Consider the following 230-nt stretch of genomic DNA (forward strand, 5'->3'; position numbering starts at 1 on the left):
GGGTAGGCTTGAAGTAAGGTCGGCCTTGGGGAGGGTCCACGTAATATGCACCGTTGTCGATAGGTTCGTAGCCGTTTCCATTAGGGTTGTAATCTTTGGGAGGATTAACGATGTACGGGCGGTTGTCAATAGGTTCGTAGCCGTTTCCTTGAGCGTTGGCCATAGCCAGCAGAGCGAGGACGAAAATCATGAAGAATTTCATTTTTATATGATCACGAGTTATCACAGGC

Annotated in this window: 1 protein-coding gene; it reads right to left on the bottom strand. The window is 48.3% G+C overall.

All coding sequences use genetic code 11. The features are described 5' to 3' along the window. Positions 1-202 (bottom strand): hypothetical protein (locus F0L46_RS26720; RefSeq protein WP_210247711.1); only part of this gene is annotated, 202 nt, incomplete at its 3' end. Positions 203-230 lie beyond the last annotated feature (28 nt).

The sequence above is a fragment of the Salinarimonas soli genome (assembly GCF_008386575.1).
Classification (GTDB): domain Bacteria; phylum Pseudomonadota; class Alphaproteobacteria; order Rhizobiales; family Beijerinckiaceae; genus Salinarimonas_A; species Salinarimonas_A soli.